General features: G+C 45.2%; 27 protein-coding genes. 15 read left to right on the forward strand and 12 right to left on the reverse strand.

The genetic code is table 11. The features are described 5' to 3' along the window. Window positions 1-12: 12 nt before the first annotated feature. Both tsaA and ACMXYU_RS03155 read right to left on the reverse strand, forming a co-directional pair. Window positions 13-723: a tRNA (N6-threonylcarbamoyladenosine(37)-N6)-methyltransferase TrmO gene (gene tsaA / locus ACMXYU_RS03150; RefSeq protein ID WP_415900153.1), complete on the reverse strand. Its 711-nt coding sequence runs from the start codon at window positions 721-723 to the stop codon at window positions 13-15. Window positions 724-821: 98 nt separating this feature from the next. Further along, entirely contained in the window at window positions 822-1517 is a 696-nt protein-coding gene (locus tag ACMXYU_RS03155) for a ComF family protein (RefSeq protein ID WP_415900154.1), read from the reverse strand. A gap of 110 nt (window positions 1518-1627) precedes the next feature. Between ACMXYU_RS03155 and bioB the strand changes: the two genes are divergently transcribed. The 7 genes from bioB to ACMXYU_RS03190 all read left to right on the forward strand — a co-directional run bounded on the left by bioB (window position 1628) and on the right by ACMXYU_RS03190 (window position 7529). Next, complete coding sequence (gene bioB / locus ACMXYU_RS03160) at window positions 1628-2671, forward strand: biotin synthase BioB (protein ID WP_415883540.1); 1044 nt, start codon at window positions 1628-1630, stop codon at window positions 2669-2671. 57 nt (window positions 2672-2728) lie between these two features. After that, window positions 2729-3895, forward strand: a complete 1167-nt coding sequence (bioF, locus tag ACMXYU_RS03165) for an 8-amino-7-oxononanoate synthase (protein ID WP_415900155.1) — start codon at window positions 2729-2731, stop codon at window positions 3893-3895. After that, the gene (locus tag ACMXYU_RS03170; RefSeq protein ID WP_415900156.1) at window positions 3896-4672 is read left to right on the forward strand and encodes an alpha/beta fold hydrolase; all 777 of its coding nucleotides are present in this window, start codon (window positions 3896-3898) and stop codon (window positions 4670-4672) included. Beyond that, window positions 4672-5460, forward strand: a complete 789-nt coding sequence (bioC, locus tag ACMXYU_RS03175) for a malonyl-ACP O-methyltransferase BioC (protein WP_415900157.1) — start codon at window positions 4672-4674, stop codon at window positions 5458-5460. The genes ACMXYU_RS03170 and bioC overlap by 1 nt, the downstream gene beginning before the upstream one ends. 10 nt (window positions 5461-5470) lie before the next feature. Further along, window positions 5471-6160 carry a dethiobiotin synthase gene (gene bioD, locus ACMXYU_RS03180; protein ID WP_415900158.1) on the forward strand — a complete coding sequence of 230 codons (690 nt, stop codon included), beginning with the start codon at window positions 5471-5473 and terminating at the stop codon, window positions 6158-6160. 85 nt (window positions 6161-6245) lie between these two features. After that, entirely contained in the window at window positions 6246-6497 is a 252-nt protein-coding gene (locus ACMXYU_RS03185; protein WP_415883545.1) for a hypothetical protein, read from the forward strand. Between the two features lie 84 nt (window positions 6498-6581). Continuing rightward, complete coding sequence (locus ACMXYU_RS03190; RefSeq protein WP_415883546.1) at window positions 6582-7529, forward strand: putative metalloprotease CJM1_0395 family protein; 948 nt, start codon at window positions 6582-6584, stop codon at window positions 7527-7529. A gap of 16 nt (window positions 7530-7545) precedes the next feature. Here ACMXYU_RS03190 and ACMXYU_RS03195 read toward each other — a convergent pair whose 3' ends face one another. The 4 genes from ACMXYU_RS03195 to xseA form a co-directional block, all read right to left on the reverse strand. Continuing rightward, window positions 7546-8304: an alpha/beta fold hydrolase gene (locus ACMXYU_RS03195; RefSeq protein ID WP_415897550.1), complete on the reverse strand. Its 759-nt coding sequence runs from the start codon at window positions 8302-8304 to the stop codon at window positions 7546-7548. 69 nt (window positions 8305-8373) lie between these two features. Then, window positions 8374-8997, reverse strand: a complete 624-nt coding sequence (locus ACMXYU_RS03200; RefSeq protein ID WP_415883548.1) for an FKBP-type peptidyl-prolyl cis-trans isomerase — start codon at window positions 8995-8997, stop codon at window positions 8374-8376. A 57-nt stretch (window positions 8998-9054) separates the two neighbouring features. Next, window positions 9055-9906, reverse strand: a complete 852-nt coding sequence (locus ACMXYU_RS03205) for a peptidoglycan DD-metalloendopeptidase family protein (protein ID WP_415897551.1) — start codon at window positions 9904-9906, stop codon at window positions 9055-9057. Window position 9907: 1 nt separating this feature from the next. Further along, window positions 9908-11269: an exodeoxyribonuclease VII large subunit gene (xseA, locus tag ACMXYU_RS03210; RefSeq protein ID WP_415900159.1), complete on the reverse strand. Its 1362-nt coding sequence runs from the start codon at window positions 11267-11269 to the stop codon at window positions 9908-9910. Between the two features lie 165 nt (window positions 11270-11434). Here xseA and guaB point away from each other — a divergent pair, with 165 nt between their 5' ends. The 3 genes from guaB (at window position 11435) to tadA (ending at window position 15164) form a co-directional block, all read left to right on the forward strand. After that, the gene (gene guaB, locus ACMXYU_RS03215) at window positions 11435-12904 is read left to right on the forward strand and encodes an IMP dehydrogenase (protein ID WP_415900160.1); all 1470 of its coding nucleotides are present in this window, start codon (window positions 11435-11437) and stop codon (window positions 12902-12904) included. Window positions 12905-12996: 92 nt separating this feature from the next. Further along, complete coding sequence (guaA, locus tag ACMXYU_RS03220; protein WP_415895663.1) at window positions 12997-14577, forward strand: glutamine-hydrolyzing GMP synthase; 1581 nt, start codon at window positions 12997-12999, stop codon at window positions 14575-14577. 74 nt (window positions 14578-14651) lie between these two features. Beyond that, entirely contained in the window at window positions 14652-15164 is a 513-nt protein-coding gene (gene tadA, locus ACMXYU_RS03225) for a tRNA adenosine(34) deaminase TadA (protein ID WP_415900161.1), read from the forward strand. Here the strand turns inward: tadA and mltF are convergent. Then, window positions 15150-16628 carry a membrane-bound lytic murein transglycosylase MltF gene (gene mltF / locus ACMXYU_RS03230; protein ID WP_415900162.1) on the reverse strand — a complete coding sequence of 493 codons (1479 nt, stop codon included), beginning with the start codon at window positions 16626-16628 and terminating at the stop codon, window positions 15150-15152. The genes tadA and mltF overlap by 15 nt on opposite strands. 108 nt (window positions 16629-16736) lie before the next feature. Between mltF and purL the strand changes: the two genes are divergently transcribed. Continuing rightward, window positions 16737-20639, forward strand: a complete 3903-nt coding sequence (purL, locus tag ACMXYU_RS03235; RefSeq protein ID WP_415900163.1) for a phosphoribosylformylglycinamidine synthase — start codon at window positions 16737-16739, stop codon at window positions 20637-20639. A 126-nt stretch (window positions 20640-20765) separates the two neighbouring features. Here the strand turns inward: purL and ACMXYU_RS03240 are convergent, their stop codons facing one another. The 3 genes from ACMXYU_RS03240 to ACMXYU_RS03250 form a co-directional block, all read right to left on the reverse strand. Continuing rightward, window positions 20766-21359: an OmpA family protein gene (locus tag ACMXYU_RS03240; protein WP_415900164.1), complete on the reverse strand. Its 594-nt coding sequence runs from the start codon at window positions 21357-21359 to the stop codon at window positions 20766-20768. A gap of 231 nt (window positions 21360-21590) precedes the next feature. Then, a complete protein-coding gene (locus tag ACMXYU_RS03245) occupies window positions 21591-21890 on the reverse strand; it encodes a YciI family protein (RefSeq protein ID WP_415900165.1) in 300 nt (99 codons plus the stop codon). Between the two features lie 11 nt (window positions 21891-21901). Next, the gene (locus ACMXYU_RS03250; protein ID WP_415883558.1) at window positions 21902-22450 is read right to left on the reverse strand and encodes a septation protein A; all 549 of its coding nucleotides are present in this window, start codon (window positions 22448-22450) and stop codon (window positions 21902-21904) included. Between the two features lie 72 nt (window positions 22451-22522). Here ACMXYU_RS03250 and ACMXYU_RS03255 point away from each other — a divergent pair, with 72 nt between their 5' ends. The 4 genes from ACMXYU_RS03255 to rluB all read left to right on the forward strand — a co-directional run bounded on the left by ACMXYU_RS03255 (window position 22523) and on the right by rluB (window position 25488). After that, the gene (locus ACMXYU_RS03255; RefSeq protein WP_415900166.1) at window positions 22523-23359 is read left to right on the forward strand and encodes a PHP domain-containing protein; all 837 of its coding nucleotides are present in this window, start codon (window positions 22523-22525) and stop codon (window positions 23357-23359) included. Between the two features lie 71 nt (window positions 23360-23430). Further along, window positions 23431-24051: an L-threonylcarbamoyladenylate synthase gene (locus ACMXYU_RS03260; RefSeq protein WP_415900167.1), complete on the forward strand. Its 621-nt coding sequence runs from the start codon at window positions 23431-23433 to the stop codon at window positions 24049-24051. A 95-nt stretch (window positions 24052-24146) separates the two neighbouring features. Further along, window positions 24147-24542, forward strand: coding sequence for an H-NS family nucleoid-associated regulatory protein (locus ACMXYU_RS03265; protein ID WP_415900168.1), 396 nt, complete (start codon window positions 24147-24149; stop codon window positions 24540-24542). A 115-nt stretch (window positions 24543-24657) separates the two neighbouring features. Next, window positions 24658-25488: a 23S rRNA pseudouridine(2605) synthase RluB gene (gene rluB / locus ACMXYU_RS03270; RefSeq protein WP_415900169.1), complete on the forward strand. Its 831-nt coding sequence runs from the start codon at window positions 24658-24660 to the stop codon at window positions 25486-25488. 71 nt (window positions 25489-25559) lie between these two features. Here the strand turns inward: rluB and ACMXYU_RS03275 are convergent, their stop codons facing one another. Continuing rightward, window positions 25560-26300, reverse strand: coding sequence for a YciK family oxidoreductase (locus ACMXYU_RS03275; RefSeq protein WP_415900170.1), 741 nt, complete (start codon window positions 26298-26300; stop codon window positions 25560-25562). A gap of 19 nt (window positions 26301-26319) precedes the next feature. Then, window positions 26320-27000 (reverse strand): HAD-IA family hydrolase, encoded by a 681-nt coding sequence (locus tag ACMXYU_RS03280; RefSeq protein WP_415900171.1) that lies wholly within the window; start codon window positions 26998-27000, stop codon window positions 26320-26322.

Raw genomic sequence — 27000 nt, forward strand, 5'->3', positions numbered from 1 at the left:
TTGAGGCGGATGCTATTCGACTGTGATTGAATCAACCGTTATTTCTTGATCTGTGATTCTAAAGCGAACGTTAAGATCGTGTAACTTTATTCCGTAACTTTTTTCTGCATCATTCTTTTTATAAGCCGGACGCGGATCACATTGCAGAAGTTCGCTAAGTTGCTGTTTTAACGGCTGTTGTAACCGGATTTCACTCGATGAAATTTCTTGTTGGGCTTGTTCCGAAAATATAACCGGTTGAGCTAGAAGGGTGATTTCATCTGCCATTGGGTATTCAGCATCAGAGATAATGTCTGAGTAAGGCAGGTATGGCTTTATATCAATGACAGGGGTGCCGTCTAATAGGTCTGCACCACTAATCACTAGTTCAATACCGTTAGATGTTTTTTCGATGCTAACTAAGCGTACAGGGGACAACCCGATAGGATTGGGGCGAAAAGGAGAGCGTGTAGCGAATACCCCAAGTCTTTTATTGCCGCCTAAGCGAGGAGGGCGGACTGTAGGTTTCCAGCCTTTATCAATGCACTCACTAAATAGGAAAACGAGCCAGATATGGCTGCAGTTTTCCAAACCCCTAACAATCTCATCACTGGAAAACTCTTCTAAGATCTCAACACGAGCCGTGACGCTTTTCGCTAAATTTGGCTGCCTAGGGATGCCAAATTTTTCTTTAAAAGGGCTTCGGATAACGGCGATTGGAGTTACAGAGTAAGTGCTTGGCATAAGTGAAGTCGCAAATTAGTTGTCACTAGTCTTGAGCTCAGGTTGTACTCTTTATTTTCCTTTAATGCCACTACTCTTCTTTTTAATTCTTTAACAAACTATTTATCTGTTCGAGCTAAAGCTAATCCATAGACCTGCTCGGCGCCGGCATTCAGTAACGCGAGGCTCGCTGCTTCGAAAGTCGCCCCTGTAGTCATTACATCATCAATTAACAATATTTGCTTATGTGTGATCGGTTTGCATTTGAAAGCACCTTTTTGATTCTTGAGTCGTTCTTTACGGGATAGGGAGCGCTGTTGTGGTGTGCTCTTTATTTTGATGAGTGAGTTATGGTCTGAGGGTATGCCGCTGTATTGGCTTATCTTCTCGCAGAGGAGTGCTGCTTGATTAAAGCCTCGTTTTATAAGGCTATATCTATGCATGGGGATCGGCATCAAGCAATCGATGGGTTGGTGAGTTGTTAAATGATCAGCCATCAGTCGGGCTATATGGCTTATAAACTGAGTATTACGATTGAATTTAATGCCGCTAATGAGTTGGTTAATAGGAAATTGATAGTGGAAAAGCGCTTGGGCTTGCTTAAAGGTCGGTTGCTTCTTTTGGCATTGACCGCAAATTAAGTTGTCTTGATTACTTGGGAGGGGAAGGGCGCAGACTTTACAGCAGTGTTCTAACCAAGGTAGGTCTTGTAAGCAGCTAGAGCAGATATTGCTTTTGGAGGGTGTATCAAGCTTGAGCTGACATAAAATGCATAGATCAAAAAACAGACTGTAGTCTACTATTGGTTTTTTCATTGGTTGACAGTTCCTTCTGTCAGGATAAAATTGTCGCTTTATTTTGGTACGTTTTATCGTGGTGCTAGGCTTCCTGCCTGTATCGCTATTTTCTCGGGAGAAGAAGCAAGATGCAACAACTAGGTGCAATTCGTCATGACTGGACAGAAGCAGAGGTAAAAGCTCTGTTTGAACTGCCTTTTAATGATCTGATGTTTAAAGCGCAAACAGTGCATCGCGAAAACTTCGACCCGAATGAAGTTCAGGTTAGTACACTGCTTTCTATTAAAACAGGTGCGTGTCCAGAAGATTGTAAATACTGCCCGCAGAGTGGTCATTACAATACTGGTCTGGAAAAAGAGCGCTTGATGCAAGTTGAAAAAGTATTGGAGAAGGCTCGTAAAGCCAAAGAAACAGGTTCAACCCGTTTCTGTATGGGCGCGGCATGGAAGCACCCAGCAGATAAAGATATGCCTTATGTAATCGAGATGGTTCAAAAGGTCAAAGAGATGGGTTTAGAAACCTGCATGACTTTGGGTATGTTGGATGAAGGCAAGGCTCAACAGCTTGCGGATGCGGGTTTGGATTATTACAACCATAACTTGGATACTTCTCCTGAGTTTTACGACAAAATTATCACTACTCGTACTTACCAGGATCGTTTAGACACGCTACAGAATGTTCGCGATTCCGGTATGAAGATTTGTAGTGGTGGTATTTTGGGCATGGGCGAAACGGCTAAGGATCGCTACGGTTTATTGATGCAACTAGCGAATATGCCAGTGCAGCCTGAAAGTGTACCAATCAACATGCTGGTTAAAGTATCGGGTACTCCGCTAGAAAATGTTGAAGATTTAGATCATATCGATTTTATTCGTATGATTGCTGTGGCGCGTATCATGATGCCTAAATCCCATGTTCGTTTGTCCGCTGGTCGAGAAAAAATGAGCGATGAAATGCAGGCGATGACATTCTTTGCTGGCGCCAACTCTATCTTCTATGGAGAGTGTCTACTCACTACACCAAATCCAGAAACACATCGCGATGTTCAATTATTTAAGAAGTTGGGTATCAATATGGAGCAACGTATCTCTGATACGGATGAAACCCAAGAAGCTGCATTAATGAATGACCTGCAGAAACAGCAGGACAGCACTCACTTCTACGAAGCTTAATGGCTTAAAGGAGGTAGTGAAGACTACCTCCTACTCTATACCCCTTAGAGATTTACTATGTCTTTTGACTCCTTGTCTGAAGAGCTGCAGCAGCGAAAGCAGCAGTCTCTTTATCGTCAACGCCGTACGTTAGAAACACCACAGCAACCTATGGTGAGCGTGGATGGGCGTGAGTATCTTGCCTTCTGCTCAAATGATTATTTGGGATTGGCTAATCATCCTGAGGTTATTCAAAGCTTTCACAAAGCGGCAGATAAGTATGGTGTTGGTGGTGGTGCTTCACATTTAGTGAATGGGCATAGCCAGGCTCACCATGAGCTTGAAGAGGCGCTTGCCGAATTTACAGGTAGACCTAGAGCGCTCCTTTTCTCAACCGGGTATATGGCGAATATTGGTGCCGTAAATGCTTTATTGGATAAGCAGGATGCGGTATTTCAGGATCGCTTAAATCATGCCTCTTTATTGGATGCAGGTTTGCTGTGCGGCGCGCGTTTTCAACGTTACTTGCATAACGACCCCGAGAGCCTAGATACACGCCTGAGCAAATCAGAGGCTCGACGTAAGTTAGTGGTTACTGATGGTGTATTTAGCATGGACGGTGATGTGGCTGATCTGCCTGCACTCGCTTCAGTATGTCGTGATCATAATGCTTGGTTAATGGTAGATGATGCGCATGGCTTTGGTTGTTTAGGTGAACAAGGTGGTGGCTGTGCGGAATATTTCGCTATGGGACCGAATTCACCTGAAGTGCTGGTGGGCACCTTGGGCAAAGGTTTTGGTACTGCGGGTGCATTTGTAGCCGGTTCTGAAGAGCTCATCGAGACCTTAATTCAACACGCTAGAACCTATATCTACACTACAAGTATGCCGCCAGCAGTGGCTGCTGCTACCTTAACGAGTTTGCGTATATTGCGTGAAGAAAACTGGCGTAGAGAAAAGCTCGAAGCGTTGATCCAGCAATTCCGAAAAGGTTGTGATGATTTAGGTTTGGATCTAATGGACTCTCCAACGCCGATACAGCCAATTGTAATTGGCGAATCAGATAAAGCGATCCAGATTAGTCAGGGGCTTGAACGAGAAGGTATATTCATCAGTGCGATTCGTCCGCCAACCGTTCCGCAAGGCAGCGCACGATTAAGAGTGACCTTAAGTGCCGCGCATACAGAAGCGCAAGTTGAGCGCTTATTAGGCACTTTAGAAAAAGTTATTAAAGAGCAGGCGTAGATGAGCCAAGTAAAGCTTTATAAAGAGTACCGCGAGAACCCAGGCAAGCCTGAACTAGTTCTATTACATGGCTGGGGGATGACAGGGCAGGTATGGGGCCCATTTGCTGATCAATTGGCAGAGTATTTTAGCCTGACGATTCTCGATCTACCGGGTTTGGGGCGATCTCAGGAGTTTCCTATCCCTTATACGCTTGATGCGGTATTGGATCTGCTAGTGGACCAGGTGCCTGAATCGGCAATCTGGTTAGGTTGGTCGATGGGTGGGCAGATCGCCGTTGCTTTTGCGGATCGTTTCCCAGCGCGTGTGAATAAGTTGATTACTATTGCTTCTAACCCTTGCTTTGTTCAGCGCGATGATTGGCCGTCGGCTATGGATGAAGAGACTCATCAGGCTTTCGAAACATCGCTTGCTCAGAATCAGAAAAAGACCTTAACCCGTTTTATTATGCTGCAAACACAAGGGGCTGAAGCGGGTCGAGATATTCTGAAGGCTCTTAAAGTGATCCTTTCAGATGTGGAGCACACGGCAGCTGAAGAGAGCTTAGCTTTATTGCGCTTAGATCAACGTCCGGAGTTAAAGAATCTAGCGGTGCCAGTGTTACACCTCTTTGGAGAGGTCGATCACCTTGTTCCAAATTCAGTAGCAGATGCTTGTCAGAGTATAAGTGGTGGTCAAGTGGTGACTTATACCGGTGCCGGTCACTTACCTTTCCTTTCTCATCAAGCTGACGTTGTCGCTGATATTCTTGGTTTTGTTCAAGGGGATCAATCATAGTGGATCTGTTGATTGATAAGCGCCGTGTAGCGGATTCATTTAGCAAAGCTGCTCAGACGTACGACAGTGTTGCTGACTTGCAAAGAGAGGTTGGACAGGAGCTATTGGCTTATCTCCCTAAGCAATCTGTATCCACCATGATGGATTTAGGCTGTGGTACAGGCTACTTCACTCCTAAGCTCAAACATGCCTATCCAGATGCAACTTTACTCAATCTAGATCTTGCCTTGGGAATGTTGCAGTTCTCCCGCGCGCAGCGCTGTGAAGATCAAACCCATTGGATCTGTGCTGATGCTGAGGCGTTGCCGATTGCTGATCAGCAGTTAGATCTGATCTTTTCAAGTTTGGCGATACAGTGGTGTGAAGACGTAGAGGGTTTGTTCTCAGAGATAAGCCGTGTGTTAAAGCCGGGGGGGCGCTTTGTCGTTGCTACGCTGGGGCCTGATACTCTTAAAGAGCTTCGTCAAGCTTGGTCTCATGCAGACAGCTTTACCCATGTGAATCAGTTTATGCCAGTGGAGCAGTTAAAGGCTGCTCTACCGGAAGCGCTTTGTTGTCAAACGTTAGAGCAGCAGAATAAGGTTCTACGTTATTCACAGTTAAAGCAGCTAACAGATGAGCTTAAAAGGCTTGGGGCGCACAATATGAACGCTGGTCAGCAACAAGGTCTGACGGGGCGAGAGCGGGTGCGCCGTTTTAAAGAAGGTTACGAACAGCAACGTTTGGATGATGGGGCTTTGCCGGCGACCTATCAGGTTATATACGCTGTATTTGAAAAAGAAGTTTAGGGGTAAGGTTGTGGGTAAGCGAAGTTTCTTTGTTGCAGGTACAGATACCGATGCTGGAAAAACCGTGGTTTCTACGGGACTGATTGAGGCCGCTAATCAGCGTGAGCTAAGAACGATCGGTTTGAAGCCCATTGCCGCGGGTTGTGAAGAAACGGATGACGGCTTACGAAACTCTGATGCAGTTGCTCTACAAGAGGCGGCATCCGTTGCTATGTCGTATGAGCAAGTAAACCCTTTTGCATTTAAACCTCCTATTGCACCGCATATTGCTGCAATGAAAGAAAATCGTGTATTAAGCGCTGATCGTATTGCTGCGATGTGCAAAGGCGCTTTAATGCAGCCTGCTGATTTTGTGATTATTGAAGGCGCGGGTGGTTGGCGAGTGCCACTAAGTTTTCGTGAAACTATGGCTAATATCCCTAAGCTTTTAAATGTGCCAGTGATCATGGTAGTGGGTATGAAGCTTGGTTGTATTAATCATGCTTTGTTGACTGCCGAAAGCATCTCCCGCGATGGTCTGCAGCTAGCTGGATGGATTGCTAACCGTGTTGATCCAGAGATGGATTGTTACGGAGAAAATGTTGAAACTATCGCAAATATGCTGCGCGCACCTCTACTTGGCGAAGTGCCATATCTAGATGAACCTTCTGCAAAAAATGTTGCCCAATATATTGATCTCGATTTATTGTTGAATAATTAACATGATCAAAAAATGAACATCTCCTCTCGATGTTCTATAATTACTGTTGCCATAGCTGTGTTTAAAAAATATAGAGGTGGTGGCTATGAATGTAACCAATGCTTTGCAGACAGGTTTGGTCGGTATTAATCGTGGTTTGGACAACGCGCCGCGAGCTGCTAGTGATGTCACTGGTTCGGGTAAGCCTGATCAACCTGAAGAAGCTACAGGCCGTGATCAAAACCAAGCGGTACTAGAATCAGCAGCAGGAACTGATGTAGAAGCTGCTGCGACAAAAGTTGTCAGTCAATTGGAAGAACCAGGCGAGCCTGGCGCGATTATTAATGTGCGTGTGTAAATGTGCATTAACTAATAAATGGATGTGGTGAACAAGGTGAAAGCAGAGATTGCTTTGCACATAATCAACAGAGGGGTATAGCTGATGCAGATATTCAATGCAGCTAATTCCCAGGCACTGAATGCCAGTGCTATACCGCAAGAACTTCGCTCGAGTGAAGCGAGGAAGGTGCTTGCGACTGTTGAAAATGTGGCGCCTGAGCAGGAGCTACAATCCAGTCGAGGTTTGGTTAACCGAGATCGTGTGACCCTTTCTGCTGAAGCAGCCGAACTATCCCGTCTTGCTAGCACAACGTCCACCGAACTAGAACGTGAAGATGGTGAACTTATTGGCTTGGAATCTGATGATGCCGAGCTAGTAGGGTTGGAGTCTTCATCATCGACTTCTGCTCCAGCATCCTTAGGCGTTTCTAAATCTGAACAGGCGCAAGAGCAGCAGGAGCTTGAAATAACTCGAGAGCTTGCTAAGCGTGACCGTGAAGTCAGAGCTCATGAACAAGCGCACGCTTCCATCGGTGGGCAATATACCTCTGCGCCGAGCTATACCTATGAGCGTGGGCCTGATGGTCGCCTTTATGCTGTTGCCGGTGAAGTCAAAATAGATACATCTCCAGTGCCGAATGATCCGCAGGCGACTTTAGAGAAAGCTGAAATTATCCAGAGGGCGGCTCTAGGTGTTGCAGAGCCATCTGCAGCCGATCGTGCTGCAGCAGCTGATGCTCGAGCTATGGCGGCTGAAGCGCGCGCTGAGATCCTGCAGCAAGAGGAAGATGTAAAAGCTGAAGAGGCGAGTGCTGCTGAAGAGTCAGAATCGGAAGATGAGGATGATTCTCCAACTGCAGGTGAGCGTTTGCAGGAATTTAGAGATCAGCAACAGGCTCGTTCTGATGGTGCTGCTGAGGCTCTAAATGACTTTAATGAACGCATGAAAGATATCAATAAAGAGCTTGCACAGATCAACAAGAAACTAGTTGATGCCGGTGTCTTCCAAAAGCTTTTCCCTGAAGGCTCTCTACTTGATCAGCAAGTATAAGCTGGTCAATCCTTTCCTACTGTATATAATCCAATATGAGCTGTGTGAATTCAGCTGGTTTTTCCGCGTGTGGCCAATGGCCAGCATTTTGGATGATTTTGTAATCTGCTTTAGGGAATAGCCCTAAAACCGCATCGCGATATTTGGGTAGTAGATAATCCGATTTAGCGCCCTTAATAAATAAAACTGGATTTGTATAGGGGTTACCTTGAGGGGCTGCGCTGATATTGGAGTATTGGTTATGCAATGCGTCTAAGTTCATTCGCCATGCAAATTTCTTATCTTCAGTGCGGTAGAGATTCTTCAGCAGGAATGCTCTAACACCCAATTCATCGACATAAGCTGAAAGTTGTTTATCAGCATCGCCACGGGATTTAAGGGATGTTAGGTCGACTGAAAATAGTCCTTTGAATACATCGTCATGATGGGGTGTATATTCCACTGGGGCTATATCAACAATAACCAGCTTTGCTATGAGTTCTGGATGAGTAATAGCAAATTGCATTGCTGCTTTACCGCCCATTGAGTGGCCGATAATGTTGGCTTTGTTTAGCTTTAGATCCTGCATCAGTTCAGCGATATCACTAGCCATAAGTTCGTAGTCGATCTCCGCCGAGTGTGGAGAGCGGCCGTGATTTCTCATGTCGGCAGCGATCACTTGAAAGTGCTCTGACAGAACTTTGATTTGAGCGCCCCAGTTTTCAAGGGTGCCAAACAGGCCATGCAAAATAATTAAAGGTTCACCTTCGCCGTGAATCTGATAGTGCAGTTTCATTATCTATTACTCAAAATAAAGGCGGCGCTGATAAGTCAGGGCCGCCTTGGGTATTAACTTACTTAGATATTACAGAATATCTAGTAGCTCTACGTCAAATACAAGCGCAGAGTATGGAGGGATGCCACCTGGAGAACCTTGCTCACCGTAAGCTAGGTTGTAAGGGATAAATAGCTTCCATTTAGCGCCTTTGTTCATTAGCTGAAGAGCTTCAGTCCAGCCAGCGATTACGCCGCCAACAGGGAATTCTGCTGGTTGACCGCGATCGTAAGAACTGTCGAATACTTTACCGTCAGTGAAAGTACCGTGGTAGTGAGTACGAACAGTAGACTCGCGAGAAGGTTTGTCGCCTTCTTCACCTGCTTCGATGATTTCGTACTGTAGGCCTGATTCAAGAACAACAACGCCTTCACGTTTAGCGTTTTCAGCTAGGAACTCTTCACCTGCCGCAGCTGCTTCTTTAGCTTGTGCTTCTTGAGCTGCACGAAGACGTTCGTTGATTACGTTGAACGCTTCTTGGATCTCTTGAACTTCTACGCGCATTGCTTCGCCGTTGAAAGAATCAGCGATACCTGCGGAGATCGCATTTAGATCCATGCCTTCGAATGGCTGTTGTGCTAGCTGGTCGCCCATTTGACGGCCGATACCGTAGCTTGCTTTCTGTTCTAGTGTTTCAAATTGAAGATCAGACATTTATTGAGTCTCGTTGAGTCAAAAAAAGCGAGCAATCTCGCAGCTCGCTATAGAAAATTATTTGCTTAAAAACAATATGGGGTCGACGCGTGTGTTATTCAAGCTTACACCCCAATGAAGATGTGGTCCCGTGGAGCGGCCTGTTGATCCTATCTCCCCAAGCTTGTCACCTGTTTGGAGTACGTCCCCGATTTTTACATCAATTTTACTCATATGGCAGTACATCGTTGTCATGCCGTAACCATGATCAACAATGACTGTTTTGCCATTAAAGAAGTAGTGTCCAGTGTCTACAACGGTGCCTGCAGATGGCGCGGTAATTGGTGTGCCTTTAGGTGCCGCAATATCTAATCCGCTGTGAGGGTTGCGAGGCTGCTTGTTATAAAAACGTTTTAAGCCAAATGGGCTGCTATAAGGACCTTTAGCCGGAATAACAAACCGAGTCGGTAATTGCTCAGGTTCACTCCAATGTTTGTAAGCTGCGACCATTTTAGCTTTTTCGCGGCGCCAGCGTTTTACATCTTCAGGATCAGGTTCTACGTGACGTTTGTTTTTGATGGTTAGATACTGAGCTTTGTATTCTTTGTCCTCAACCTGAAAGTAATACGAGGTTCCGTCAGCTTTTAAGTGTTGTTTCTTGTCTGGTTTGGCGCTTAATGGGATGCCTGCAACAGCGATCCATTTGCTAGTATCCGCGTATGCAGTATCTGTTGATGGTAACACCATAACGCGATTTCCCTTATACCAAGCGGATGGCGCGATAGCTGATGTAAGGCCTTCAAGCGGTAAAATGGCAACGCCGCCAGGTACACGGCTTTCGGTTGGAAGTTCTAGAGCTTGTGCATTGATGCTGAAAGCGCATAAGCCTGTAAAGAGTAGAAGTGATTTGGTGAATGCTTTTCTGATCATATTAATGTTCCGTTATGACTTCATCTACGCTGCAGTGGAGTTGTCCTTTGTGTAAGTGAACTTCTATTTTTTGTCCGCTGACAACATCAGAGGCTGATTGAATAACTTTTTTGTCACTATCTTTGGTGATGGAGTAGCCTCGCTCTAGCGTAGCAAGTGGGCTAACAGTTTGTAACTGGCTCGCCAGCGAAGAAAGTTTTAATTGCTGACTTTTTAAATTTGATTGGCATGCCTGCTTAAGGCGTTGATGCAGCGAGTGAAGCTGTTCTTCCCTGCGTAGCAACAGCTGTTCAGGTGACTGAGCCTTTAAACGCCCTTCCAATTGCTGATATTTGATCTGCTTTTGCGCGAGGATGCGTCTGATTTGATTGTTCAGTTTTAGCTCTACATGATCCAAGCGTTGAGCTTGTTCTTTTAAAATCTGGCCAGGATGGCGTAATCGACTCTGTAAATTCGAAAGTTGCTGCTTGGCGGTAAAAAGCTGTTGCTTCTGTTGGCGCTTAAGTCGAAGGCTGAGCTGATTTAAGCGTAGTTGTAGCTCTTGTTGGTCTGGGCTGACTAATTCTGCAGCAGCGGAGGGGGTAGCTGCGCGGATATCGGCTACAAAGTCTGTAATGACCACATCAACTTCATGTCCTACTGCGCTGATAGTGGGTATTTCACAGTCAAATAAGGTGCGAGCAACTTGTTCGTTGTTGAAAGCTTGCAGATCTTCAAGTGAGCCTCCGCCGCGCCCCACGACGAGAACGTCACAAACTTGGTGCGCTTCAGCCAAAATTATCGCTTTGCAGATTTGTTGCGGGGCATCTTCGCCTTGTACGGCTGTCGGATAAATAGTGACGGGCAGGCCAGGGAAGCGTCTTTTTAGTACCGTTAAAATATCGTGTACTGCCGCACCTGTAGGTGAGGTAACGATGCCAATATGATTGGGGTGTTCCGGAAGCGCTTGTTTTTGTTTGCTGTCAAATAAACCCTCTTTCAAGAGTTTGTTCTTCAACTCTTCAAAAGCAACTTGAAGTTGGCCGCTGCCAGCGGGTTCTAGAAAGTCGCAGATTAATTGATAGTCGCCGCGGCCTTCATACAAGCTAACTTTAGCACGGACAATAACTTTGTCCCCTTGTTTGGGTTGCTTGCTTAACACTTGGTTGCGGTTCTTAAACATGGCGCAGCGTACTTGGGCTTTGTCATCTTTAAGAGTGAAATACCAATGGCCAGAACTAGGGCGAACAAAGTTAGAGATCTCGCCTTCTACTTGAATGGTAAGAAATGATCGCTCAAGCAAAGTGCGTGCTTGTCTATTTAGTTCGGAGACACTGAGCGCATGGGATTGAGTGCCAGATTTAAAGCTATTTGAGTTCTGCATGGCCCTCATATTAAACGATCTAATCGAGTTACTGCATCCGAAAGCAAAAAAAATGAAAACTAGGCCGTAATTACCCTGTAATTTACAAGTTTTAGATTGAGACAAAAGGCTAATTTCTGTATAATTTCCCGTTTAAATTTTACTTACTACACAGGCTGGCAAAGAATGTTGCGAATTGCTGAGGAAGCACTCACTTTTGACGATGTGTTGCTGGTTCCGGGCTACTCTGAAGTACTGCCAAAGGACGTTTCACTGAAAACTCAACTGACTAAAGGTATTCAGCTGAATATTCCTTTGGTCTCTGCTGCTATGGATACCGTGACTGAATCCGGTCTGGCTATAGCTATGGCGCAGGAAGGCGGTATCGGGATCATCCATAAGAACCTGACAATTGAGCAGCAAGCTGCTGAAGTTCGTCGCGTTAAAAAATATGAAGCAGGTGTTGTAAGTGACCCTGTAACTTGCAGCTCTACTATGACTGTAGGTGAACTACGTCAGCTGTCTATTGAAGTTGGTTTCTCCGGCTTCCCTGTAGTTGATGGCGACGATCTGGTTGGTATTGTGACTGACCGTGATTTCCGTTTTGAACGTAAGCTGGATGCGACTGTTGCTTCTATCATGACGCCAAAAGAGCGTTTGGTAACAGTGAAAGAGGGTGTGGACCCTGATGAAGTTCGCAATCTGCTTCGTAAGCACCGTATTGAAAAAATCCTAGTTGTTGATGATGCCTTCAAACTACAAGGCATGATGACAGTTAAGGATATGAATAAGGCTCAGTCTCATCCTAATGCTGCTAAAGATGCTAAAGGTCGTTTGATCGTTGGTGCTGCAGTAGGTACTGGCCCTGAAACACCTGATCGTGTAACCGCACTTGTAGAAGCTGGCGTTGACGTAGTTATTGTTGATACTGCACACGGCCACTCTAAAGGTGTTATTGATCGCGTTGCTTGGGTTAAACAGACTTACCCACAGGTCCAAGTGATTGGCGGTAACATTGCTACTGCTGAAGCGGCAATCGCGCTAGCTGATGCAGGTGCTGATGGTGTTAAAGTTGGTATCGGCCCTGGTTCTATCTGTACTACACGTATCGTTGCAGGTGTTGGCGTGCCTCAGATCAGTGCTGTAGCTAATGTTGCTACTGCTATGGCTGAACGTGGTGTTCCTGTCATCGCTGATGGTGGTGTACGTTTCTCTGGTGACCTAGCTAAAGCCATTGTTGCGGGTGCATCTGCGATCATGGTTGGTTCTATGCTAGCGGGTACTGATGAAGCGCCAGGTGAAGTTGAACTATTCCAAGGTCGAGCATTCAAGTCTTACCGTGGCATGGGTTCTCTAGGTGCTATGGGTCAATCTTCAGGTTCTTCTGACCGTTACTTCCAAGATGCTTCTAAAGGCGTTGAGAAGTTGGTGCCAGAAGGTATTGAGGGTCGTGTACCTTGTAAAGGTCCAATGGGCGGCGTAGTTCACCAGTTAGTAGGTGGCTTGCGTGCAGCGATGGGCTACACCGGTAGTGGCGATATTCAAACTATGCGTACAGTTCCACAGTTTGTACGTATCACTAACGCGGGTATGAGCGAAAGTCATGTTCACGATGTGAGCATCACTAAAGAAGCGCCAAACTACCGCGTAAGCTAAGTAAATAAACTCTGAAAAGAGGGGTGGATAGAATCCGCCCCCTTTTTTTTTTGCGGCGACGCTAATGTCGCAAAGTGAAGAGATTGAAAGTTATGACCAAAGATATTCACGCTCAACGAATTCTGATTCTAGATTTTGGTTCTCAGTACACGCAGTTAATTGCACGTCGTGTACGTGAAATCGGTGTTTACTGTGAAATTCACGCTTGGGATATGTCTGAAGACGATATCCGTGAGTTTGCGCCTAAAGGTATTATCCTTGCTGGTGGCCCAGAGTCTGTTACTGAAGGTGATTCACCTCGTGCACCAGAGGTTGTATTTAACCTAGATGTGCCTGTGTTGGGTATCTGCTACGGCATGCAGACTATGGCTGCTCAGATGGGCGGTGAAGTTTCTACATCCGATAAGCGTGAATTTGGTTATGCCCAGGTTCGTTTAGAAAGCAGCCCAAGCCGTCTACTTGAAGGTATTGAAGATCACGTTGCAAACAACGGTGCTCTCTCTCTAGATGTATGGATGAGCCATGGCGATAAAGTTACTACGCTGCCAGAAGGCTTTGCAGTAATTGCATCGACTGAATCTGCTCCGATTGCAGCAATGTGCAATCCTGAAAAGCAGTTCTTTGGTGTTCAGTTCCACCCTGAGGTGACACACACTAAACAGGGTGGTCGTATCCTTGAGCGTTTTGTTGTTGAGATTTGTGGTACTGAAGCGCTATGGAACTCTGCAAACATCATTGCAGACCAGATCGAAAAAGTACGCGAGCAGGTAGGTGATCAGAAAGTTCTTCTAGGTCTATCCGGTGGTGTTGATTCTTCTGTTGTAGCGGCATTGCTTCATAAGGCTATTGGCGATCAGCTGACCTGTGTGTTTGTTGATAACGGTCTTCTGCGTAAGCAGGAAGGCGATCAAGTAATGGATATGTTCGCTAAGAACATGGGCGTAAAAGTCATTCGTTCTGATGCGGAAGATTTATTCCTAGGTCGTTTGGAAGGTGAAAACGACCCTGAGAAGAAGCGTAAGATTATCGGTAATACTTTTATTGAAGTATTTGATGATGAAGCGACTAAGCTAACTGACGTTAACTTCCTAGCGCAGGGTACGATCTACCCAGACGTAATTGAGTCTGCTGCTGCGAAGACGGGTAAGGCGCATGTGATTAAGTCTCACCACAATGTGGGTGGTCTGCCTGAAGATATGCAGTTTGAGCTAGTTGAGCCGCTACGTGAGTTGTTTAAGGATGAAGTGCGTAAGCTGGGTCTTGAACTGGGTCTTCCATACGATATGGTTTACCGTCACCCGTTCCCTGGACCGGGTTTGGGTGTGCGTATCCTTGGTGAAGTTAAGAAAGAATATGCTGATATCTTGCGTGAAGCGGATGCGATCTTCATTGAAGAGCTGCATAAAGCTGATTGGTACCACAAGACAAGTCAGGCATTTGCGGTGTTCCTACCAGTTAAATCTGTAGGTGTTGTAGGTGATGGTCGTCGTTACGAATACGTTATTGCTATTCGTGCGGTAGAGACTATCGACTTTATGACAGCGCGTTGGGCTCATCTACCTTACGAGCTTCTAGAAACTGTATCTAGCCGTATCATCAATGAGATCCCTAAAGTATCTCGTGTGACTTATGATGTAAGCTCTAAGCCACCTGCGACAATTGAGTGGGAATAAGTATTCTTTAAGCTGAATTGTTATGATAAAAAGCCTGCTCTTGTGCAGGCTTTTTAGTGTTTGGGGAAAGGTGAATGGATCAGCGAGAGATAGATGAACGCTGGATGGAAGAGGCTTTACTACTGGCGGATCGAGCTGAAGAAATTAACGAAGTGCCGGTCGGTGCTATCGTGGTTCTAGATGGTGAGGTTATTGGTAGGGGCTGGAATCAGCCGATTAGTGGTCACGACCCAACTGCACACGCTGAAATACTTGCGTTGAGGGATGCGGCGGCTAATGTCGGTAACTACAGGCTGGTCGGTGCTGATCTCTATGTAACAATCGAGCCTTGCACTATGTGCACCGGAGCTATTGTTCATTCTCGTATTCGACGTGTTATTTTTGGGGCGGTTGAAGCTAAAGCTGGGGCTGTTCAGAGTAATGGACAGTTGCTTGATCAAACTTGGATGAATTATCAGGTTGAGGTCGAGGCTGGTGTATTAGCTGAGCGTTGTAGCGAAAAAATTAGCGCGTTCTTCAAGCGTCGTCGTGCCGAAATCAAGGCCGAAAAATTAGCTAAAAAGCAAAACCTACTAAAGGGCGGGTAGAAGATCCTCGACTACTTGTCCTTTATCCCAGCTTTCATGGTCTGGATTTAGGTCCGCTTCTTCGTCCTGGCGCTTAGTTTGGAGAACCTGCATCTCCCAGCTAAGTAGCTTCATATATTTTCGAATATTACTGACATAGTGCACAGGTTCGTACCCGCGTGCATAACCGTAACGGACAGTGCTGTAATGTCTTTCTTGAGTTAATAGGGGAAGGTGTTTTTTTACATCATCCCACTTATCGGGGTTTAGCCCGGCTCTTGAGGTCAATACACGCGCATCTTCTAAGTGACCGTAACCTACGTTGTAACCAGCGAGTGCAAACCACAAGTGGTCAGGATCAGGAATGCGATCTGGAATTTTCTTCTTTACGATTACAAGGTAATGAGCACCGCCGATAATACTTTGCATGGGGTCTGTCCGGTCGGTGACATTAACCTCTTTAGCTGCAGCATTGGTTAGCATCATTATTCCTTTGACACCTGTAGGGGAGACTGCTTTTGGATCCCAGTGAGATTCTTGGTAGGCAATGGACGCTAATAATTGCCAGTCTATTCCGGTTTCCTGCTCGGCCATAAGGAAATACTGTTCGATCTTCGGAAAGCGTGTTTGCATATCCTTCTTGAAGGTCGTGGTGTCGTAGAAATTAAGTGGATTACTGCGATTAAAATATTTTTCTTTTAGTGATTCGATCAGAGTTTGGGTACTTTCAAGGGCAAGAAAGCGATTAATGGAATCGCGCAAAGTTTGGTCGTGATGAGGGGAGAGCATCCAGGCTAGAGGTTGTGGCTCGTCGAGATCAAAGCCTTTTTTAAGGCCTGGGAAAAAGGTTTTTTGGCTGTCGAAAGTAACGGCATCAACGACTGTGTAGTCTATTTCTTTGTTTTGCACTTGTTCCATCAATTCAGTAGAAGAAAAAGTACTGGTTTCGTCCCAAGTTAATTCTGGATATTGAGCTTTAAGGTCTTGTAAGAGTTCGGCATGGCTGCTGTTGGCTAGGACGACTAGTTTTTTACCGGGTTTAAGTAGATCGGAAATGTCTTTGGGTGCTTTCTTGCCTTTGGTTTGACGGTATATCAGCGTAGTCGTGGTTTTGAGATAGGGTTGGGTGAACTCAAACTTTTCCTGGCGTTCTTCGGTGATCGTAAGCATGGAGCCCGCGATATGACCATCACGTGCGCTCATCGTCGTGAAAATAGAACTGAAATCATCAGGAAGAACCAATTCGAGTTCTACGCCAAGATGGTCGGCATAAGCTTTGGCTAAATCGTATTCAAAACCTGCTGGCTTGCCTTTTTCAATAAAATAAGTGTTCGGTGAGTTGCGTGTAACGAGTTTTATCGCGCCAGATTCTATGATCGCGCCTAGCTGGGTTTTGCTATTCCAGCTTAATAAGCCCGGAATACAGAGCAAAAGAAAAATAACCAGAGCATATGCTGCATCTTTTTTGCGACTAATATCAAACATCGTACTGCTTTTCTGGTATCCAACTGGCTGTTTCGGTAAAATTCACTACTTATATTTCTCCTGTAACCACTGCTTTATATTTGCAGCTATCAAGAGGCTCTATTAGAGATGCTGGCACTGCGCGGAGCACCTGCTCTTTCTGCTTTTCGTCATGAAAAGTTACTTACCGTTATTCAGTCTTCAGTTCCTGCTGTAACAGGTCTATATGCTGAATTTATGCATTTTTCCGATTTGTCACAAGCTTTATCGGACGATGAGCAAAAAGTATTGGAACGTATTTTACGTTACGGACCAAAAGCTGAGGCTCAGGAGCCAGCGGGTCAGCTGTTTTTAGTTGTTCCTCGCCCGGGCACTATATCGCCTTGGTCGTCGAAGGCAACTGATATCGCTCACAACTGTGGCTTATCAGCGATCAAGCGTCTGGAGCGCGGTATCGCATACTACGTTCAAGCATCTAAAGATCTTACTGATGCTGAAGTAGAAGCTGTACAGGCTGTATTGTTCGATCGCATGGTTGAAGCTGTATTGCCAAGTATAGATGACGCGTCTTCGCTTTTCTTAGAAGAAGAGCCGAAGCCACTGACGACTGTAGATATTTTGGGTGGTGGCCGTGAAGCGTTAGTTGCAGCGAATACCGACCTTGGCCTAGCGTTGGCTGAAGATGAGATTGATTACCTAGTTGAAAGCTTTATCGAGCTAGACCGTAATCCGACAGATGTTGAATTGATGATGTTTGCTCAGGCGAACTCTGAGCACTGCCGTCACAAGATCTTTAACGCTTCATGGGATATCGATGGCGAAGCGCAGGAGAAATCGCTGTTTGCCATGATTCGTAACACCAATGAAATGGGCGGTGAGAACGTACTGTCGGCGTATAAAGATAACGCTGCGGTAATGGTTGGTTCTAAAGCGGGTCGATTCTTCCCAAAACCGGATAGCAAAGAGTACAGCTACAATCAGGAAGATATTCAGATCCTGATGAAAGTTGAAACTCACAACCACCCAACTGCAATTGCACCACACTCGGGTGCTGCAACAGGTTCAGGTGGTGAAATTCGTGATGAAGGTGCGACCGGTAAAGGTTCTAAGCCAAAAGCTGGTCTTACAGGTTTTACTGTGTCTGATCTAAATATTCCTGGCTTTGAGCAGCCATGGGAATCTAAATACGGTAAGCCAGAGCGTATTGTGACACCTCTGGATATCATGATCGAAGGCCCTATTGGTGGTGCTGCATTTAACAACGAATTTGGTCGTCCCGCGCTAACAGGTTACTTCCGTACTTTCGAACAGAAAGTAAACGGCGCTGCGGGTGAAGAAGTTCGTGGTTACCACAAGCCAATCATGATTGCGGGTGGTTTAGGTAACATTCGTGATGAGCACGTTGAAAAGGGTGAAATCCCAGTAGGTGCTAAGCTGATCTGCCTCGGTGGCCCTGCAATGCAGATTGGTCTAGGTGGTGGTGCTGCATCTTCTATGACATCGGGTTCTTCTACTGCTGATCTTGATTTTGCCTCTGTACAGCGTGATAACCCTGAGCTAGAGCGTCGTTGCCAAGAAGTTATCGACCAGTGCTGGCAGTTGGGTGATGAAAACCCAATCGCATTTATTCATGACGTAGGTGCAGGTGGTCTATCCAATGCCTTCCCTGAATTGGTAGGTGATGGTAATCGTGGTGCTAATTTCGAACTGCGTAATGTGAACAATGATGAGCCAGGCATGTCGCCGTTGGCTATCTGGTGTAACGAAGCGCAAGAGCGTTATGTTATGGCGGTGGCTCCAGCGGATATGGCTCGCTTCGAAGCGATTTGTGAGCGTGAGCGTTGCCCTTATGCGGTTGTAGGTGAAGCGATCGAAGAGATGCACTTAACGCTTGGTGATACTCACTTCGAGAATAAGCCAGTTGATCTACCAATGAGCGTGTTGTTTGGCAAGCCGCCAAAAATGCATCGTTCTGTAGAGCGCAAAGCATACGAAGTACCGTCTTTCGATACAAGCTCGATCGATCTTAAAGATGCGGCTGAACGCGTAATGAAACTGCCTGCGGTAGCTTCTAAGTCTTTCTTGATCACTATCGGTGACCGTTCGATTACTGGTCAAGTAGCGCGTGATCAAATGGTTGGTCCATGGCAGGTTCCTGTGGCTAACTGTGCGGTAACGACTGCTGCTTACGATACATATACTGGTGAAGCAATGGCCATGGGTGAGCGTACACCGCTTGCATTGGTTGACTCTCCTGCGTCTGGTCGTATGGCGATAGGTGAGACTGTTACTAACATTGCGTCAGCTCGCATCGGCGACATTAAAGATATTAAGCTGTCTGCAAACTGGATGTGTGCTGCTGGCCACCCAGGTGAAGATGAAAAACTGTATGACACTGTAAAAGCTGTAGGTATGGAGTTGTGTCCGCAGCTGGGTATCACTATCCCTGTAGGCAAAGACTCCATGTCTATGCGTACCGTGTGGGAAGATGAAGGCGAACAAAAATCTGTAACTGCGCCGATGTCTTTGATTATTACAGGCTTTGCCCCTGTAACAGATGCCCGTAAAACATTGACGCCTCAGCTACGTACTGATCAAGGTGAAACTGACCTGATTCTTTTGGATCTAGGTAATGGTAAAAACCGTATTGGCCTTTCTGCATTAGCTCAGGTTTATAACGAAGTAGGTCAAGATGTTCCTGATGTTGATCAGCCAGAGCAACTTGTAGCGTTCTTTGCAGCGATTCAAGAACTGAACGAGCAAGGTCAAATCCTTGCATACCATGACCGTGCTGATGGCGGTCTATTTGCAACGATTGCTGAAATGGCATTTGCTGGTAAAACAGGTGTTGATCTGAATCTAGATATGCTTGCTGGCGAAGAGAGTGAGTTGGCCGCAGCGTTGTTTGCTGAAGAGCTAGGTGCCGTTATTCAGGTTAAGCGTGATAGCTTAGAAACGGTTCTGACTGAGCTAAATGCCGCAGGTCTTGGCGATATTGCTCAGGTTCTAGGTTCTACTAACTTGGATGATGAGATTCGCTTCCACTTCAATGAGGAAGAGATCTATTCTGAGTCACGCGTACAGCTACAGCGCTGGTGGGCAGAGACTTCTTACCAGATTCAGTCTTTGCGTGATAACTCTGAATGTGCACAACAAGAGTTTGATCGTATTCTTGATAAACAAGATCCGGGTCTGAATACTGAGCTTACGTTTGATCAGAATGAAGATGTTGCTGCGCCATTTATTCAGACGGGTACACGTCCTCAGATGGCTATCGTTCGTGAGCAGGGTGTAAACGGTCAGATTGAAATGGGCGCGGCGTTTGATCGTGCTGGTTTTGCAGCTGTTGATGTCCACATGAGTGATATCCTTTCTGGTCGCGTTGAGCTTGATCAGTTTAAAGGCCTGGTTGCTTGTGGTGGCTTCTCGTATGGTGATGTGTTGGGTGCAGGTGAAGGTTGGGCTAAATCGATCCTATTTAACGCACGTGCACGTGATCAATTCCAGCAGTTCTTTAACCGTGAAGACACGTTTGCATTAGGTATCTGTAACGGTTGTCAGATGCTGTCTAACTTGCATGAATTGATTCCTGGTTCTGACTTGTGGCCGCACTTCGTACGTAACGTTTCAGAGCAGTTTGAAGCGCGTGTTGCTATGGTAGAAGTTCAAGATTCTAAGTCTGTGTTCTTGCAGGGTATGGCGGGTTCTCGTATGCCAATCGCAGTAGCACACGGCGAAGGTCGTGCAGAATTCAAAGATGAAGCGCACCTTGCGGGACTTAAGTCATCTGATACAGTGGCTCTACGTTACGTGGATAACTATGGTCAGCCTACAGAGGTTTACCCTGCTAACCCGAATGGGTCACCAGAAGGTATTACAGGTGTTACAACTACTGATGGTCGTGTGACTATTATGATGCCGCACCCTGAGCGTGTTTTCCGCACTGTAACTAACAGCTGGGCGCCAGATGAATGGTCTGAGGATGGTGCGTGGATGCGCATGTTCCGCAATGCGCGAGTTTGGGTAGGTTAATTCCTTTACGGTATAAAAAGGCAGCCAAGGCTGCCTTTTTTATTGCTCGTTATTTTAAGGGGAAGGCAAAAAAATGATGAAAAAAAAGGCGCTCAGTGAGCGCCTTTTTATAAAGGTAGTAAGGAATTACTTAGTACCAGAAATCTCAACTTCTACACGACGGTTAGCACGTAGGCAGTCGATTAGGTTAGCGCCGCGCTGGCCATCGCAAGATTTAGCAGGAGCGTTTTCACCCATGTAACCAGTGCTGATTACAGAGCCGTTTACGCCGCCAGCTTGTAGAGCTTCAGAAACTGCATTTACACGCTTCATAGATAGAGCGTCGTTGTATGCGCTCGCACCGATACGGTCAGCGTGACCAACTAGGTTTACGCTAGTTACAGACTTAAGAGAGTTGATGTAGCTAGAAATGTCGCTTACATCGCCAGCGTTAGAGCTGTCGAAGTCGAAGTATACGATGTGCTTCTCAACAGTAGCCATTGGAGCTGGTGCTGGAGCTGGTTCTGGAGCAGGAGCAGCTGGTGCTTTGTAGCCTTCACAACCTTCGATAGCATTAGCTTCTTCCCAGAAGCCGTGACGCCAGCAGCCACCTGAGCCAGTTTTCCAAACTGTAGCGTTCGGAGTTTCGTCCCAGTAACCTGCATTGTCTGGGTGTGCTTGTGCACCAGTAGCTAGGCCCATAGCCATCACTAGGCCTGAAGCAATTGCGAATTTTTTCATTTTGCTGTCCTTAAAATACGATTGGGGTTCTGTATCTTAGAATTGTAAGAAATAATCTGCTTATTACAACTCTTCTAAGCTGAACATAGTATAAACATTCCAATATTTTGTACTATCTTTTGACTATTGTCGGATAAAAGCCGCTATTTTTAGCCTGGCTAATATAGATAGCTATCTATTTCTGAATGCAAACTGTGCACTTTAGTTGCAGATTTTCTCTATATTCTGTTGTTATGGTAATACTTTTTTATAGGGTTTTACTACCACTTTGGCATATACCCCTGCTTCTATATATGGGTCTTTATCTGCCCAAGCTTGCGCTTCTTGCAGTGAATTGAACTCTGCAATAACTAGACTGCCGCTAAAACCAGCTTCGCCTGGGTCTTCACTATCAATGGCAGGATGAGGACCGGCTATAAGTAAGCGGCCTTCTTCGTTAAGTTGATTCAGTCTCGCTAGATGGTCTGGGCGGGCTGCCAGTCTTTTTTCTAGGCTATTCTCAACATCTTCGGAAATAATAGCGTAAAACATAAGGTCTCCTGCTACTGATCGTTATTTTCTGTATTTTCAATGTGGCGTGATAGGTAGAAACCTTGAGCAATAATAAAGACAAGGGTGAGACCAAGCATGCCGAATAATTTAAAGTTAACCCAAATTTCTTCGCTAAAACTGTAGGCGACAAATAGGTTAATAATGCCCATCAGTACGAAGAATATAACCCAAGCAATATTAAGGTTTTTCCAAGCGAACGCCGGGAGGGATATATTGCTACCCATAAGGCGCTCAACAATAGTTTTTTGACCGATGAACTGGCTGCCCAAAAAAGCTAGGCCAAATAACCAGTTAACAACAGTTGGTTTCCACTGGATAAAGGTTTTATCTTGAAAGGCAACCGTTGCTCCACCTAAAAGAACAACTAAAACTAGTGTGACTAGCTGCATCTTTTCGATTGTGTGCGTTTTAATCCATGTGTACAGCATTTGGAGCAGCGTAGCTGGTATTAGGATTGCGGTGGCTAAAATGATGTCGTTTGTTGCCTTATAGACGATGAAAAAGATAATAATAGGTAAAAAATCGAGTAACAGCTTCATAGTCGTTGAAATCAGTCCGTTTAAGGTAAAATACAAAGAACGTTATAGCTCTTTATAGATAGAGTGAAAAATATGGAATTACCACACTACGATTTACATTGTCATTCTACTGCGTCAGACGGTGCCTTGTCCCCTATAGAATTACTAGAGTTGGCAAAAAACAATAATATTGATGTCCTAGCTTTAACAGACCATGACACGGTAGCTGGGGTTAAAGTTTTACAGGCTGAAAACCCTGCAGAAATTAAGATTATTACAGGAACTGAACTAACCTGCCTTTGGAATGGCCGAGTTATTCATATTGTAGGGCTAGGGGTGGATTTAGAATCCGACAGTTTAAAATCCTATCTTGCTAATTTATCTAATCTTCGAATAGAACGGTCAAAGAAAATTAGTCAGCAACTGGTTTCTATGGGCTTACCTGATGTTTTTGAGCAGGCAAAGCAATTGGCTGGTCAGGGGAGTATTGGGCGACCCCATTTTGCACGAGCTTTACGTGAGCAAGGAGCGGTTGCTAATGAGCAGCAAGCTTTTAAAAAATATTTAGGCATTGGAAAAAAAGGTGATGTCAAAATGGCATGGCCTGAACTTTCTGAAACAGTGGGGGTGATCAAAGCTGCGGGTGGTATTGCGGTTTTAGCGCATCCCACTAAGTATAAGATGACTTTTACGAAGCTACGTTTAGTTATTGCTGACTTTGTTGAATGTGGTGGAGAGGCAATTGAGGTTTCTTATCCAGGAGTTACACCAGATCATCATTATCATCTGTTGAGAATAGCAAAAGAAAATAATTTACTACTTTCGGCAGGTAGTGATTTTCATGCGCCTTCACAAGGGTGGACTAACCTAGGAAAGTACCCTCCGATAAAGGTTGAAGGGCAGCATGTTCTAGAGAAATTATTGAACTAAAAGTTTGTCGCTTTTGATTATTTATTAAATAATAGATTGTATAAGAATAACTTTATGTAAGGCGTGTGATAGTGAGCCAGTTTTTTCAAATACATCCCGATAATCCGCAAGCGCGTTTGATTTCACAAGCGGTCGAAATAATTAATAAAGGTGGCGTGGTTATCTATCCTACGGACTGCGCCTATGCATTGGGTTGTCATCTTGGTGATAAGACCGCTTTGGAGCGAATTAAGCGAATTCGACAATTAAGTGATAAGCATAATTTTACATTAGTGTGTCGAGATTTAAGCGAAATAAGTACTTATGCAAAAGTGGATAATACTTGTTATCGATTATTAAAATCCCACACCCCAGGGGCTTTTACCTTTATTTTAAAGGCTACATCAGAGGTGCCTAGGCGTTTATTGCATCCAAAAAGAAGAACGATAGGGATTAGAATTCCAGATAATGCAATTGCCCTAGCGCTAACGGAAGCGTTGGGTGAGCCAATAATGAGCACGTCGCTAATAATGCCGGGCGAAGATATGCCGCTAATGGATCCCTATGAAATGCGTGAATTATTGCAGCATCAGGTCGATCTTGTAATTGATGGTGGCTACTGTGGTATGGAAGCAACAAGTGTAATTAACTTAGTTGAAGATGTGCCTGAAATAATTAGACAAGGTGCAGGCGATATAAGTGACTTTGGTTAGTTTATTTTTTATTTCTTTTTGAAAAATATTTTTCCTTGATTATTTATCGACTATAAAGATAATTGCTTACTTACTTTTATTTTGGTGGTTTTGAAATGTCTGATTTTCTTAAAGTTCTACTGCGCAAAAATTCATTGCGCAAACAATGCCAGGAATTATCTGTTTCTGAACTAGAAAAAGTGATTTCTGATTTAACTGTTATTGCTGAAGATAAGCGTGCTGAAGAAGAAGCGCTAGAGGCAGCTGAGCAGGAAAAAGCAGCAAAAATTGAAGCTATTCGCCAAAGTATGCAGGACGCAGGTGTGGATCTAAATGATCTAATGGGGCTAATTGGTGAAGCTGCAAGTACGCCTAAGAAAAAGGTGCAGCCTAAATACCGTATAGAAGATGACAGCGGTGAAGTTCACGAGTGGTCTGGTCGTGGCCGTACCCCGTTAGCTTTTCAGGCTTATTTCGATAAAGGATTTACTAAAGAAGACTGTCTCATTTAAAATAAGAGTACGGTTTTATAGAAGCCCTTTCTTTTATGGAAGGGCTTTTTTGTTTAAAGGTATTAACTTTGATTAATACCTGTTGTCTTAATTAGCATATTTGTAGGTGCGTCGAATGACTGACGAAAAGTTACATAAAGTATTGGCGCGCTCCGGAATAGGCTCACGTCGTGAGATGGAGCGTTGGATTAAAGAAGGTCGAGTTTCAGTAAATGGTTCAATTGCTACCTTAGGAGATCGAATCTCTGAAGGTGATACGGCTGAAGTTGATGGTCATCCTGTACAGTTGATATTTGATAAGCAGGCTGAGCGTAGAGTGCTTATTTATAATAAGCCCGTGGGTGAAATCTGTACACGTCATGACCCAGAAGGTAGGCCAACAGTCTTTAGGCATCTGCCGCCTTTAAAAGAGGGGCGTTGGATTGCGATTGGTCGACTCGACATTAATACATCTGGTTTGTTGTTGTTTACTACCGATGGTGAACTGGCAAATGCATTGATGCACCCGTCTGCTCAAATTGATCGTGAATATGCAGTTCGTGTTTTGGGTAATGTTGATGACGGCATTTTGTCCCGCCTAAAAGAAGGTGTTCTGTTAGAAGATGGCATGGCCCGTTTCACCGATGTGCAGTTCTTTGATGGTGAAGGTGCCAATAAGTGGTTCCACTGTGTAGTGATGGAAGGGCGTAATCGAGAGGTTCGTCGTTTGTGGGAGTCGCAAGAGATTCAAGTTAACCGTCTAAAACGTGTTCGCTTTGGGCCTATTTTCTTGCCTAGCGATGTTAAGTCGGGCACATGGAAAGAGATGACCGGTAAAGAAGTGAATTCTCTGTCTAAAATGCTTGAGCTTAAGCCGAAGCGTGGCGCAAGAATGACGGCTGATGAAAAGCAAAAATACGAGCGTCGTTACAAGAAGCAGAAGGCGCGTCGTCAAGAAGGAAGCTAGTTACGAAGTAAATTTAGACAATAAAAAAGCAGCTTAAAGCTGCTTTTTTATTGTCTTTTATTTCTACTAAATTATTGAGCGTCTAGCGATTGGCCGTTGACAGTTGCGCTGTCTTTGCCCATTAGATAAAGATAGGCCGGCATAATGTCTTCCGGTGCGGTCACTGATTGCGGGTTCTCAGCTGGGTAGGCATCGGAGCGCATTTGTGTTCTGGTTGCACCTGGGTTGATGCAGTTAGCGCGAATATTGCAAATGCCGCTGGTCTCATCTGCTAGTGTCTGCATCAAGCCTTCGGTCGCAAATTTAGATGCTGCATAAGCACCCCAGTATGCCTTGCTTTGACGTCCTACGCTTGATGATGTGAAAACAACCGATGCATCATCTGACTGTTGTAAAAGTGGCATGAGGGTTTGGGTTAGCATGAATGGTGCATTTAGATTTACTTGCATCACCTGCTGCCAAATTACTGGGTCGTAGCTTTCAATCGGTGTCCGCACACCCAAGATGCTGGCATTGTGAAGAATGCCATCGATTCGGCCGAATTCTTGATCGAGCGTGTTGGTTAGCTCAATGTAATCATGTTCTTGTGCACTTTCTAGATTGAGAGGGACTAGTGCAGGTTGTGGATAACCTGCGGCTTCAATCTCGTCATAAACATTTTCAAGTTTTTCTAGTGTGCGGCCAAGAAGAATGACGGTTGCGCCGTGAGCGGCAAAGGTTATTGCTGCGGTACGGCCTATGCCTGAGCCAGCGCCAGTCACCAGAATAACTTTATCCTTTAATAAGTCTGCAGGGGCTTGGTATTCAAACATAGTGATCTGTTCCTAATCATTAACGTAAAGCAGTGTATAGAGATTGTAGCAGTGGCTTGAGCTCAGTTGCACTGGATATCTGGTGATCGGCTTGCCAATTTTTAGGATCGTCGCCTTGATCGATGTAACCGTACTCGGCTGCGATGGTTAGCATGCCGGCGCGATTGCCTGCTTCGATATCCCTAATATGGTCGCCAATGTAGATGCTGCTTTCAGGGTCGCAATCGATTTCTTTGCAGGCTAAGAAAAGTGCTTCTGGGTTTGGTTTCTTGTCTTTAACGTGGTCTGGGCAAATGACGCTTTTTGCTGAATCGCTCAGTTGTAGCCCTTGCATTACTGGTGTGGTGTAGAGCTCTGGTTTGTTGGTGACAACACCCCAAGGTATGTTGTGCTCTTCAAGCCAAGTTAGAAATTCGGCCATACCAAAAAAGAGTTGGCTATCTACATCAAGATGTTCAAGATAAATGCTAAGCATTCGCTGGTGTAATCGGTCAAAGTCGGCTTCACCTTCTTTTAGATTGAAAGCAGCCCCAACCATAGCTCTGGCCCCATGAGAGACATAACCGCGAAGATATTCGTAGTTTATTTCATCACGACCTTCTTCTTTTAGGAGGGTGTTAACAACCCAGTGAAAGTCCGGTGCGGTGTCTATTAGTGTGCCATCTAAATCGAATAAAACTGAAGCTGGTTTATCGGACAT

This window comes from Neptuniibacter sp. QD48_11 (assembly GCF_047778095.1).
GTDB lineage: Bacteria > Pseudomonadota > Gammaproteobacteria > Pseudomonadales > Balneatricaceae > Neptuniibacter.

Bases quoted from the DNA above. Each gene is read 5' to 3' on its own strand.
- tsaA (WP_415900153.1), bottom strand. From the start codon at position 723: ATGCCAAGCACTTACTCTGTAACTCCAATCGCCGTTATCCGAAGCCCT.
- ACMXYU_RS03155 (WP_415900154.1), bottom strand. From the start codon at position 1,517: ATGAAAAAACCAATAGTAGACTACAGTCTGTTTTTTGATCTATGCATT.
- bioB (WP_415883540.1), top strand. From the start codon at position 1,628: ATGCAACAACTAGGTGCAATTCGTCATGACTGGACAGAAGCAGAGGTA.
- bioF (WP_415900155.1), top strand. From the start codon at position 2,729: ATGTCTTTTGACTCCTTGTCTGAAGAGCTGCAGCAGCGAAAGCAGCAG.
- ACMXYU_RS03170 (WP_415900156.1), top strand. From the start codon at position 3,896: ATGAGCCAAGTAAAGCTTTATAAAGAGTACCGCGAGAACCCAGGCAAG.
- ACMXYU_RS03185 (WP_415883545.1), top strand. From the start codon at position 6,246: ATGAATGTAACCAATGCTTTGCAGACAGGTTTGGTCGGTATTAATCGT.
- ACMXYU_RS03190 (WP_415883546.1), top strand. From the start codon at position 6,582: ATGCAGATATTCAATGCAGCTAATTCCCAGGCACTGAATGCCAGTGCT.
- ACMXYU_RS03195 (WP_415897550.1), bottom strand. From the start codon at position 8,304: ATGAAACTGCACTATCAGATTCACGGCGAAGGTGAACCTTTAATTATT.
- ACMXYU_RS03200 (WP_415883548.1), bottom strand. From the start codon at position 8,997: ATGTCTGATCTTCAATTTGAAACACTAGAACAGAAAGCAAGCTACGGT.
- ACMXYU_RS03205 (WP_415897551.1), bottom strand. From the start codon at position 9,906: ATGATCAGAAAAGCATTCACCAAATCACTTCTACTCTTTACAGGCTTA.
- xseA (WP_415900159.1), bottom strand. From the start codon at position 11,269: ATGCAGAACTCAAATAGCTTTAAATCTGGCACTCAATCCCATGCGCTC.
- guaB (WP_415900160.1), top strand. From the start codon at position 11,435: ATGTTGCGAATTGCTGAGGAAGCACTCACTTTTGACGATGTGTTGCTG.
- guaA (WP_415895663.1), top strand. From the start codon at position 12,997: ATGACCAAAGATATTCACGCTCAACGAATTCTGATTCTAGATTTTGGT.
- tadA (WP_415900161.1), top strand. From the start codon at position 14,652: ATGGATCAGCGAGAGATAGATGAACGCTGGATGGAAGAGGCTTTACTA.
- mltF (WP_415900162.1), bottom strand. From the start codon at position 16,628: ATGTTTGATATTAGTCGCAAAAAAGATGCAGCATATGCTCTGGTTATT.
- purL (WP_415900163.1), top strand. From the start codon at position 16,737: ATGCTGGCACTGCGCGGAGCACCTGCTCTTTCTGCTTTTCGTCATGAA.
- ACMXYU_RS03240 (WP_415900164.1), bottom strand. From the start codon at position 21,359: ATGAAAAAATTCGCAATTGCTTCAGGCCTAGTGATGGCTATGGGCCTA.
- ACMXYU_RS03245 (WP_415900165.1), bottom strand. From the start codon at position 21,890: ATGTTTTACGCTATTATTTCCGAAGATGTTGAGAATAGCCTAGAAAAA.
- ACMXYU_RS03250 (WP_415883558.1), bottom strand. From the start codon at position 22,450: ATGAAGCTGTTACTCGATTTTTTACCTATTATTATCTTTTTCATCGTC.
- ACMXYU_RS03255 (WP_415900166.1), top strand. From the start codon at position 22,523: ATGGAATTACCACACTACGATTTACATTGTCATTCTACTGCGTCAGAC.
- ACMXYU_RS03265 (WP_415900168.1), top strand. From the start codon at position 24,147: ATGTCTGATTTTCTTAAAGTTCTACTGCGCAAAAATTCATTGCGCAAA.
- rluB (WP_415900169.1), top strand. From the start codon at position 24,658: ATGACTGACGAAAAGTTACATAAAGTATTGGCGCGCTCCGGAATAGGC.
- ACMXYU_RS03275 (WP_415900170.1), bottom strand. From the start codon at position 26,300: ATGTTTGAATACCAAGCCCCTGCAGACTTATTAAAGGATAAAGTTATT.
- ACMXYU_RS03280 (WP_415900171.1), bottom strand. From the start codon at position 27,000: ATGTCCGATAAACCAGCTTCAGTTTTATTCGATTTAGATGGCACACTA.